This window comes from Streptomyces sp. NPDC059816 (assembly GCF_042732055.1).
Lineage (GTDB): Bacteria > Actinomycetota > Actinomycetes > Streptomycetales > Streptomycetaceae > Streptomyces.
Genome location: NZ_JBHWIQ010000056.1, coordinates 1 through 11,955 on the forward strand (window position 1 = coordinate 1; position 11,955 = coordinate 11,955).

Sequence of the window (11,955 nt, forward strand, 5' to 3'; positions counted from 1 at the left end):
CCGGTGTTGGGGGTTGCGGTGGGGGAGTCGGCGGAGGCGGCGGGTGTGGATGTTGCGGTGTTGGGGACGTTGCGGCGGGGTGAGGGTGGGGTGGATCAGGTGCTCCGTGCGGTGGGCCGCGCCTGGGAGTGCGGGTTGGGGGTGGACTGGTCGGGGGCGTTCCCGGGGGCGCGGCGGGTCGAGTTGCCGACGTACGCCTTCCAGCGGCGGCGCTACTGGTTGGCGGCCCCCGCCGCCGTTCCGGCCGCCCCTGCCGAGGACCGCTGGGACGATCTGGAACTACAGGACCCCGCCCAACTCGCCGAAACCCTCGGGGTCGGCCGTGCAGCCCTGGACGAGGTCCTGCCGGCCCTGGCGACCTGGCGCTCCGTCAGAAGCCGTGAACGCAGGGCGGAATCCTGGCGCTACCGCGTCGCCTGGGCACCCCTGTCGGTCGCGCCGGCGGACGGCCTCGCCGGTCGCTGGGTCGCCCTGCGTCCCGAGGGCGACGGCGCGGCGGCCGTCCTGGACGTCCTCGACGAGGCCGGGGCCGACATCCTCCCGTGCGTCGTCGCCGATCCGGGCGCGACCCGCGAACAACTGGCCGCTCTGCTCACCAAGACAGCCGGAGAGCAGCCGATCGCCGGAGTGCTGTCCCTGCTGTCCTGGGAGGAGCGCCCTCATCCCGCACACCCCGACCTGCCCGGCAGTCCGGCGCTGACCCTCGCGCTGGTACAGGCACTGGAGGATGCGGGCATCGGCGCCCGGCTGTGGACGCTGACGGAGGGGACGGCGGTCCTCGGCGGAGCGGAGCGGCCCGGACACGTCGGTCAGGCGGCGTCCGCCGCCCTGGGCCGGACGCTGGCACTGGAGCACCCGCACCGCTGGGGCGGTCTGATCGACGTGCCCGAGGTGCTGGACGCGCGGGCTGCCCGTCGTTTGTGCGCGGTGCTCGCGGGAGCCGTGGCCGACGAGGAACAGGTGGCGGTGCGCTCCACCGGGGTCCACGGACGCCGCCTCCGCCCCGCCCCGCCGTCCGTGCCGCAGAAGGTCCGTGAGGGGCGCTCCGACGGCGCGGCCGTCCGGGCGCGTACGCGCCCGAGTTGGAAGGGCACGGTCCTCGTCACCGGCGGCACCGGTGGCGTCGGCTCGCACACGGCGCGCTGGCTCGCGGGCCAGGGCGCGGAGCGGCTGCTGCTGGTCAGCCGTCGCGGTGACGGCGCACCCGGTGCGGACGCACTGCGGGCGGAACTGACGGCGCTGGGCGCCGAAGTGGTCTTCGCGGCCTGCGACGTCGCCGACCCGGCCGCACTGGCGGCGCTGGTCGCCGACATGCCGGCGCGGTACCCGCTGTCCGCCGTCATCCACGCAGCGGGCGTCCTCGACGACGGTGTGCTGGACGCACTGGACCCCGCGCGGCTCGCCGCCGTTCTGCGCGCCAAGCTGACCACCGCACGGAACCTGCACGAGGCCACCGCGGGCCTCGACCTGTCGGCCTTCGTGGTGTTCTCGTCGGTGATGGGCGTCGTGGGCAATGCCGGGCAGGGCAACTACGCCGCCGCCAACGCCGCCGTCGACGCACTCGTCGCCACCCGCCGGGCAGCCGGGCTGCCCGGCACGTCCGTGGCCTGGGGAGCCTGGGCCGGGCCGGGCATGCTGGCGGACGATGTCGCCGCGCGGCTGCGGGACTTCGGCATGCCGGTGATGGAGCCCGAAACGGCCGTCACCGCGATCGGCCGGGCACTCGCGGAGGACGACGCGCTGGTCGTGGTCGCCGATGTCGACTGGCGGCGCTTCACCACGGGCCTGGGCCTGCGGTCCGCCGCCCTGCTCGACGGGATACCGGACCCGGCTGCCGCGGGTCCCGTCCGCGACACCGCCCTGCCGACGGCGGCCCGGGAGGGCGACGGTCCCGCCGACGCCCTGCGCCGGCAGCTCGCCCTGCTGCCGCGCCACGAGGACCGGGTCGGGGCCCTCGTCGAACTGGTACGCACCCACGCGGCGACGGTCCTGCGCCACCCCGACGCCGACGTGGTCCAGCCCGCCAAGGCGTTCTCCGCGCTCGGCTTCGACTCGCTGACGGCGGTGGAGCTGCGCAACCGACTCGCCGCCGTCACCGGACTGGCCCTGCCCGCCGCCGTCCTGTTCGACCATCCCACGCCCTCGGCACTGGCCGACCGGCTGCTCGCGGACCTGGACCTGCCGGATGCGGCGAGCGGCACCGCCGGGTTCGCCCGTTCCGTCGGCACCGAGGAGAGCCGGGTGGTGGAGTCCGGCAGCAGCGAGCCGATCGCGATCGTCGGCATGGGCTGCCGCTTCCCCGGCGGGGTCGCGCGGCCCGAGGACTTCTGGCACCTGGTCTCGAAGGGCATCGACGCCGTCGGCGACTGGCCGTCGAACCGGGGCTGGGACACCGAGGGGCTGTACGACCCGGACCCCGACCGCGCCGGCACCACGTACAGCAGGCAGGGTGGCTTCCTGCACGATGCCCCCGATTTCGACGCGGAGTTCTTCGGGATCTCGCCGCGCGAGGCCCTGGCCATGGACCCGCAGCAGCGGCTGCTCCTGGAAACCGCCTGGGAGGCGGTGGAGGGTGCCGGGCAGGACCCGACCGCTCTGAAGGACCGGCAGGTCGGCGTCTACATCGGTACCAACGGGCAGGACTACTCCGCGCTGCTGGAGGGCGCCGAGGGCGTGTCCGAGGGGCATCTGCTGACCGGGAACACCGCCAGCGTGCTGTCTGGGCGGCTGTCCTACGTCCTCGGCCTCCGAGGGCCCTCGCTCACTGTCGACACCGCGTGCTCCTCGTCGCTGGTGGCGCTGCACTTGGCCGTGCAGGCGCTGCGGCGCGGTGACTGCGAGCAGGCCCTCGCGGGCGGGGTGACGGTGATGAGTACCCCGCGGCTCTTCGTGGAGTTCAGCCGTCAGCGCGGGCTCGCCGCCGACGGACGGTGCAAGGCGTTCTCTGCGGAGGCGGACGGCACGGGCTGGGGAGAGGGCGCCGGGGTGCTGCTGCTGGAGCGCCACAGCGACGCCCTACGCCACGGCCACCCCGTACTCGCGTTGATCAGCGGCACCGCCGTGAACCAGGACGGCGCCAGCAACGGGCTCACCGCCCCCAACGGCCCCTCCCAGCAGCAGGTCATCCGGGCCGCCCTTGCCGACGCCGCGCTGCGGGCCGACCAGATCGACGCGATCGAGGCCCACGGCACCGGTACGAGGCTCGGCGACCCCATCGAAGCGCAGGCGCTCCAGGCCGTCCACGGACCTGCGCGCCCGGCGGACCGTCCGCTGTGGCTCGGCTCGGTGAAGTCGAACATCGGGCACACCCAGGCGGCGGCCGGGGTGGCCGGGGTGATGAAGATGGTGCTGGCCATCCGCCACGGCGAACTGCCGGGAACCCTGCACGTCGGGACGCCGAACGCGCACGTCGACTGGTCCGACGGTGGCATCCGGCTGCTCACCGCGCACACCCCGTGGCCGGAGACCGGGAGCCCGCGTCGGGCGGGCGTGTCGTCGTTCGGCATCAGCGGCACCAACGCGCACGTGATCGTCGAGCAGGCGCCCGCCATCGCGGTCGTGCCCGCCCCGGACCGGACCGACGCCCCGGAAACGCCCACCGCTGGCACCGCCGCGACGGTCACCGCCACCCCGCTCGCCCGCCGTACCGGCCCGCCCGTGCCGCTGCTGCTCTCGGCCGGCACTCCCAAGGCCCTGCGGGCCCAGGCCGACCGACTGGTGAGCCGACTCGATGCCGACCCGGTCCTCGAACTGGCGGACGTCGCCTACTCGCTCGCCACGGGACGAGCCCCGCTCGAACACCGGGCCGCCGTCCTGGGGCGGGACCGGGCGGCCGTCCGGCGCTCGCTCACCGCTCTCGCGCGCGGCACGTCAGCGGGCCGACTGCTCACCGGCGGCGCCGTACGCTCCGGCCGGACCGCCTTCCTCTTCCCGGGGCAGGGCAGCCAGCGGGCCGGAACGGGTGCCGAGCTCTACCGAGACGATCCGGTGTTCGCCGACGCCCTCGACGAGGTGCTGACCGGCCTTGACCCGCACCTCGACCTCCGCCTGCGCGACATCCTGTTCGCCGGGCCCGGAACCCCTGGTGCGGACCTGCTCGACCGCACCCGGTACACCCAGCCCGCGTTGTTCGCCCTGGAAACGGCGCTGTTCCGGCTCGTACGGCACTGGGGTGTGCAGCCCGACCTGCTCATGGGGCACTCCATCGGCGAACTCGCCGCCGCCCACGCGGCGGGCGTGCTGGACCTGCCCGACGCCTGCGCACTGGTGGCGGCCCGGGGGCGGCTGATGGACGAACTGCCCGAGGGCGGGGCGATGGTGGCGGTCGAGGCCGCCGAGGAGGAAGTGCGCCAGGTCCTGCTGGACGACCGTACCGAGCACCCCGCCCCGGACCGGAAAGCGGACCGGGACGCGGTGGACGTCGCCGCCGTCAACGGGCCCACCTCAGTGGTCCTGTCCGGTGATGCGGACGCGGTACGGCGCCTGGCCGGGGCGTTCCGCTCCCGAGGGCGGCGGACCCGGCGCCTGAGCGTGAGCCACGCGTTCCACTCCGCCCGGATGGACGGCATGCTCGACGCGTTCCGGGACGTGGCCGAGTCGTTGACCTACCACCCGCCCGGCATCGAGATCGTCTCCAACCTGACCGGGCGCACGGCCACGGCCGCGGAACTCCGCTCCCCCGAACACTGGGTACGCCACGTCCGGGACACCGTGCGCTTCCTGGAAGGCGCCCGCCGGCTGCGGGCCGAGGGCGCGACGACGTACCTCGAACTCGGACCGGGCGGCGTCCTGTCCGGCATGCTCCACGCCTGCCTCGGCGACCCCGCCCCGGCCCCTGCTGCTGCCTCCACCGGCATCGGGACGGTGCCCCTGCTGCGCGACGGCCGTGGCGAGCCGGACGCGGTCCGCACCGCACTGGCTTCGCTGCACCTGCGCGGCGTACCGGTGGACTGGTCGGCGGGCTGGAACGGCACCGACGTGCGGCGGGTCGAGCTGCCCACCTACGCTTTCCAGCGCCGCCGCTTCTGGCCGGAAGCAGCCCTGGACCCGGCCCCCGCCGCCTGGCGCCGCCGGGGCACCGAGGTCCCCGGCGGCCCCCACCGCTACCGGATCGCATGGGAGCCGCTCACCGCGCCCGCGGAGCCCCGCCTCTGCGGTCGCTGGCTCCTCGTCACCCCGGACGGGCCCGCCGTCGAGGACACCGCACTCGCCTGTGAACAGGCCCTCGCCGGGCAGGGCGCCGACGTGGTCGCGATCCGGGTCGACGCCGCCGTCGAACGCTCCGAACTAGCCTTGCTGCTAGCGGAGTTAGGCGACCTGGAGGGAGTCCTGTCCCTGCTGGCCCTGGCTGAGGGGCCCCACCCCGACGCGCGGACGCCCGACGCCTGCCTGACCGGCACCCTGCTGCTGCTCCAGGCACTGGGTGACAGCGGCATCGACGCACCCCTGTGGTGCGCCACCCGCGGCGCGGTGGCGGCTGACGGCACCGAGGAGGTCCGTCCCGAGCAGGCCCAGGTGTGGGGCCTGGGCAGGGTGGCGGCACTGGAGCACCCGCTGCGCTGGGGAGGCCTGGTCGACCTGCCGGACCTGCTGGACGGGTCCGCGCTGGACGGGCTGTGCGCGGTGCTGGCCGGACGGGACGGCGAGGACCAGGTGGCCGTACGAGCGCCGGTACCGCTGGGCCGTCGGCTCGTCCTCGTGCCGGAACCCGCGACACCCGCGCCCGCCCCGTGGACGTCGCGCGGCACGGTCCTCGTCACCGGCGGCACCGGCGGCCTCGGCGCCCAGGTGGCGCGCTGGCTCGCGGAGCGCGGGGCGGAACACCTCGTCCTCCTCAGCCGACGGGGGCCCGAGGCCCCCGGAGCCGACGAGCTGGCCGACGCCCTGGCGGCGTTGGGTGCCCGGAGCACCCTCGTGGCCTGCGACGTCGCCGACCGCGCCGCGCTGGAACGGGTCCTGGAGCAGCTGCGCGACGCGGGCGACACCGTACGGGGCGTGGTGCACACCGCGGGACTCACCTCGGACACCGCTTTGATGGACTGCACGCCGGAGGAACTGGCCCGGCGGGCGGCGGCCAAGACGCGCGGCGCGGCCCACCTCGACGCCTTGTTCGAAGGCCACCCCCTGGACGCCTTCGTGTTGTTCTCCTCGATCTCGGGCACCTGGGGCAGCGGCGGCCAGGGCGCGTACGCGGCGGCAAACGCCTACCTCGACGCACTCGCCGCGGCGAGGCGCCGCCGGGGCCTGACGGCGACCTCGGTGGCCTGGGGCCCGTGGGCCGGTGCGGGCATGGCCGCCGGCGACGTGGGCGAAGGCCTGCGCCGCCACGGACTGGTGCCGATGGCCCCCGCGGCGGCGCTTCGCGCGCTCGGCCTGGCGCTGGCCCGGGACGAGGGCGAACCGGTCGTCGCCGAGCTGGACTGGAGCCGCTTCGCGCCCACCTTCGGTTCGGCGAGGGACAGCGCCCTGCTGCGCGGCCTGCCGGACGCCCCGGAGCCCCGGCCGGCGGACACCTCCGCCGGGTCCGGACCCGGGACGGGCGGCGAACCGTCGTGGCTGCACCGGCTCCATCGGCTGCCCGAGCCCGAGGGCCGCAAACTGCTGACGGAACTGGTCCGGAGCGAAGCGACCGCCGTGCTGGGCCACGAGTCAGCCGCCGATTTCGCGGCCGACCGTCCGTTCCGTGAGGTCGGCTTCGACTCGCTCACCGCCGTCGAACTCCGCAACCGGCTGGTCGCCGCCACCGCTCTGCCGCTCGCTCTCACCGCCGTCTTCGACCACCCGACGGCAGCCGCCCTCGCCGCGCACCTCTTCGCCGGGCTGAGCCGCGCGGAACCGGACGTCGACGACAGGGCCGGCACGGCCGCGGCGGACTCCGCAGCCGCCGCCGGCGGCGCAGCCGGGCCCGCGACGGCCGACGAGCCCCTGGCGATCGTCTCGATGGCCTGCCGTTTCCCGGGCGACGTCCGCTCGCCCGAGGGCCTGTGGCGACTGGTGGCCGACGGAGTGGACGCGGTCACCGCGCTGCCCGCCGACCGCGGCTGGTCGCTGGACTCCCTCTACGACCCGGACCCCCTGCACCCGGGCACCTTCTACACCACCGGCGGCGGATTCCTGGACGGGGCGGCCGAGTTCGACGCGGAATTCTTCGGCATCTCCCCGCGTGAAGCACTCGCGATGGACCCGCAGCAGCGACTGCTGCTCGAAACCAGCTGGGAGGCGCTGGAGCGGGCAGGGCTCGATCCCGCTTCGGTACGCGGCAGCGAGGGCGGCGTCTACGTCGGCGTCGCCGCCCAGGGCTACGGCACCGGCCCGCAGAACCCGTCCGACGAGGTCGAGGGACACCTCCTGAGCGGCACGGTCACCAGCGTCGCCTCCGGCCGAGTCGCCTACGCCCTCGGACTCGGCGGCCCCGCCGTGACCGTGGAAACGGCCTGTTCGTCCTCGCTGGTGGCACTGCACCTGGCCGGCCAGGCACTGCGCGCAGGCGACTGCTCGTTCGCCCTGGTCGGCGGCGCCGCGGTGATGGCGAGCCCGGACGTCTTCGTCGAGTTCAGCCGTCAGCAGGGCCTGTCGCCCGACGGCCGCTGCCGCTCCTTCGCCGAAGGGGCGAACGGTACGGGCTGGGGCGAAGGGGTGGGCGTACTGCTCGTGGAGCGGCTTTCCGACGCGCGCCGCCTCGGGCATCCGGTCCTCGCCCTCGTACGGGCCACCGCGGTGAACCAGGACGGTGCCAGCAACGGCCTCACCGCCCCGAGCGGCCCCGCACAGCAGCGGGTGATCAGGACCGCGCTGGCCACGGCGGGACTGTCCGGCACCGACATCGACCTGGTCGAGGCACACGGCACGGGCACCGTGCTCGGCGACCCCATCGAGGCGCAGGCCCTGCTGGCCACGTACGGCCAGGACCGGCCGGCCGACCGTCCGCTGTGGTTGGGGTCGCTGAAGTCCAACATCGGGCACACCCAGGCCGCCGCCGGGGTCGCCGGGGTCATCAAGACGGTGCTCGCACTGCGCAACGGCGTGCTCCCCGGCACCCTGCACGCACAGGAGGCGTCCAGCCGGGTGGACTGGTCGGCCGGCGCCGTACGGCTGCTCGCGGACGCCCGCCCCTGGGACGCCCCGGACGGGGGCCGGCCCCGCCGGGCCGGGGTGTCCGCGTTCGGCATGAGCGGCACCAACGCCCACGCCATCCTGGAGGAAGCACCGGCCGCCGAAGCCCCCCTGCTCCACGGCACGTTCGGCGAGCCGCCCGAGGACACCGAACTCACGGTTGCGTGGGTGCTCTCCGCCATGACCCCGGCGGCCCTGCGCCGACAGGCACGCCGACTGGGCGAGCACCTGCGGGCCGACCCCGACGGGGGTACCGCCGGACCGGCCCGCGCGCTCGCCACCACCCGCCCCGCCCTGCCCTTCCGCGCTGCCGCCACCGGCCGCGACCGCGAGGCGCTCCTCGGCTGGCTGGACGCCCTCGCAGCGGGAGAACCCGCGCCCGACGCCGTGCAGGACCGGGCGCGCGGCGGTCGTACGGTCTTCGTCTTCCCCGGCCAGGGCTCGCAGTGGGCCGGCATGGCCGTGGCGGCGCTCGACGCCTCCGAGGCGTTCGCCACCGCCATCGCCGCCTGCGAACGGGCGCTCGCCCCCCACACCGACTGGTCCCTGACCGAGGTGCTGCGCGGCGCGCCCGGCGCACCGGCGCTCGACCGCGTGGACGTCGTCCAGCCGGTGCTCTTCGCCGTCATGGTCGCGCTGGCCGCGCACTGGCGCGACACCGGGGTCACCCCGGACGCGGTCGTCGGACACAGCCAGGGCGAGATCGCCGCCGCCTACGTCGCCGGAGCGCTGTCGCTCGATGACGCGGCGCTCGTGGTGGCGCTGCGCAGCCGGGCACTGCTGAGGCTGGCGGGACGCGGCGGCATGGTGTCGGTCGCCGCCTCCACCGAGCGGACCACCAGCCTGTTGCCCGCCGGCGGACGCGTGTGCGTGGCCGCGGTGAACGGCCCCGGAGCCGTGGTCGTCGCCGGGGAGCCCCAAGAGCTGGCCGCCCTTCTCGCTGCCTGCGACCGGGAGGGCGTACGGGCCAAGGCGATCCCGGTGGACTACGCGGCCCACTCGGCCCAGGTCGCCGAGATCGAGGACGAACTGCGCGAAGCGCTCACCGGGATACGCCCCCGCGCCTCGGCCGTCCCGCTCCATTCGACGGTGACCGGCGAACCCGTCGCCGGAGAATCGCTCGACGCCGCCTACTGGTACCGCAACCTGCGCGAGCCGGTCGGCTTCGCCGGTGTGACCCGCACCCTGCTGGACACGGGGCACACCCTGTTCGTCGAGGTCAGTCCGCATCCGGTGCTGCTCGCCGGGATCGAGGCGGTGGCTGCGGAGGCCGGGCGGGGGATGTCGGCGGTCGGTACGCTGCGGCGCGGCGACGGCGGCCGGGACCGGTTGCTGGCCTCACTGACCGAGGCGTGGGCGGCCGGCGGCGGTCCGGTGGACTGGTCGCCCTGGACGGGGGCCTCGGATCCGGGCGGCCCGCCTCTCCTCCCGCTGCCGACGTACCCCTTCCAGCGCGACCGGTACTGGCTGCCCACACCGGGTCGGACCGCCGCCGCCTCGACCACCACGGCGGTGCCCGCCGAGGACACGGTGGAAGCCGCGGGCGACGACGGCGCTCCCGCCGCGCGCCTGGCCGCCCGGCTGGCCCCGATGGACCGGCAGGCACGCCGTGAAGCGGTCCTCGACCTGGTCATCCGGCACGCGGCCGTGGTCCTCGGCTATCCCGGAGCCGGTCCGGTGCGCCCGGAACGTTCCTTCTCCGAGGTCGGCTTCGACTCGATGCTCGCGGTGCGGTTCAGGAACGCGCTGTGCGAGGCCACCGGGTTGACCGTCCTACCGACGGTCATCTTCGACCACCCGACGCCCGAGGCGCTCGCCGGCCACCTGGACGCGCAGCTGTCCGCCGCACCCGAATCGCCCTCGCCGCTGCTGGCCGAGCTGGACCGCCTTGCCGCGCTCCTCGCGGCCGTCCCGCCCGGAGCAGCCGACACCGACGTGGTCGGCGAACGGCTGAACGAACTGCTGCGCGGCTGGGGCCGGCGCGCCGGCGCACCGGGCGGCGAGGCACCACCGCCCGGACCAGCGGGCGGCACCGCCAGGGCGACGGAAACGGCGACAGCGGACGAGCTGTTCGCCCTGCTCGACAACGACTTCGGCAACGCCTGAGAGAGAGCTGGCACTGATGTCCGACGACAAGAAGCTGCTCGACTACCTCAGGCGTGCCACCGCGGACCTCGGTGACGCCCGCAGGCAACTGCGCGAGGCCGAGCAGGCCCGCCACGAGCCGATCGCCATCGTCTCCATGGCCTGCCGCTATCCCGGTGGCGCCCACACGCCCGAACTGCTGTGGGATCTGGTCTCCCGGGGCGCCGACGCGATCTCCGCCTGGCCGGTCAACCGAGGCTGGGACCTGGAGGGCCTCTACGACCCGGACCCCGAGCGGCCTGGTACCTCCTACACCCGGCACGGCGGCTTCCTCCACGACGCGGGCGATTTCGACGCGGAGTTCTTCGGCATCTCGCCGCGCGAGGCCCTGGCAACCGACCCCCATCAGCGGCTGGCGCTGGAGACCGCATGGGAGGCGGTCGAGCGGGCCGCGATCGACCCCCGCACGTTGCGGCACACCGGCACGGGCGTCTTCCTAGGGGCGATCGGCAACGGCTACGGCGCGGGCTCGCGCCACCTCCCCGATGTCCAGGGCCTGTTGGACACCGGGACCGCGAGCAGCGTGGTCTCCGGCCGGGTCGCCTACACCTTGGGCCTGGAGGGGCCCGCGGTGACCGTGGACACGGCCTGCTCCTCCTCCCTCGTCGCCCTGCACCTGGCGATCAGGGCCTTGCGGGCGGGTGACTGCACGTTGGCCCTGGCCGGCGGGGTGTCGGTGATGGCGACTCCCGACGCGTTCGTGGCGTTCAGCCGCCAGCGCGCGTTGTCGGCCGACGGCCGCTGCAAGGCGTTCGGGGCCGACGCGGACGGGACCGGCTGGTCCGAGGGCGTCGGCGTCCTGCTGCTGGAGCGGCTGTCGGACGCCCGCCGCAACGGACACCCGGTACTGGCCGTCGTCCGTGGTTCGGCGGTGAACCAGGACGGGGCGAGCAACGGTCTGACGGCGCCGAGCGGTCTGTCGCAGCAGCGGGTGATCCGTGCGGCGTTGGCGGACGCGGGGTTGTCGGCGTCCGAGGTGGACGTGGTGGAGGCGCACGGCACCGGCACCGTGCTCGGCGACCCCATCGAGGCGCAGGCGCTGCTGGCCACGTACGGCCAGGACCGGCCCGCCGACCGGCCGCTGTGGCTGGGCTCGTTGAAGTCGAACATCGGCCACACTTCGGCGGCGGCCGGAGTGGGCGGCGTCATCAAGATGGTGCTGGCGATCAAGCACGGCGAACTGCCCAGAACCCTGCACGCGGACCGGCCGACTCCCATGGTGGGCTGGTCGTCGGGAGCCGTGGAAGTCCTCTCCGAGGCCCGTACCTGGGACGACATGGGTCGTCCGCGCCGGGCGGGCGTGTCCGCCTTCGGCGTCAGCGGCACCAACGTCCATCTGATCTTGGAGCAGGCCCCGGCGGAGGACACCGAACCGGTGGCCGAACCCGCTGCCGACGGCGATGCGTACCCGCTGCCCTGGGTGCTGTCGGGGCGTACCGACGAGGCACTTCGCGACCAGGCGGCGCGGCTGCTGGCACACCTGAGTGCCGGCCCCGAACCCTTGGGCGCCGTCGATACCGGCCTTGCCCTCGCCGTCACGCGTACCGCCTTCGAGCGGCGGGCCGTGGTCGTGGGAACCGATCAGAACCGGCTGATCGACGGCGTGAAGGCCCTGGCCGAGGGCCGGTTGGCGCCGGGGGTGGTGCGTGGTGACGGTGTTTCGTCGGGTCGTTCGGTGGTGGTGTTTCCGGGTCAGGG

Annotated in this window: 2 protein-coding genes; both read left to right on the forward strand. The window is 75.0% G+C overall.

Going from position 1 to position 11,955, the window contains the following annotated elements; all coding sequences use genetic code 11:
* Window positions 1–10,218 (forward strand): SDR family NAD(P)-dependent oxidoreductase (locus tag ACFV88_RS35700; RefSeq protein WP_385496386.1); only part of this gene is annotated, 10,218 nt, incomplete at its 5' end.
* 16 nt (window positions 10,219–10,234) lie between these two features.
* Window positions 10,235–11,955 (forward strand): type I polyketide synthase (locus ACFV88_RS35705; protein ID WP_385496387.1); only part of this gene is annotated, 1,721 nt, incomplete at its 3' end.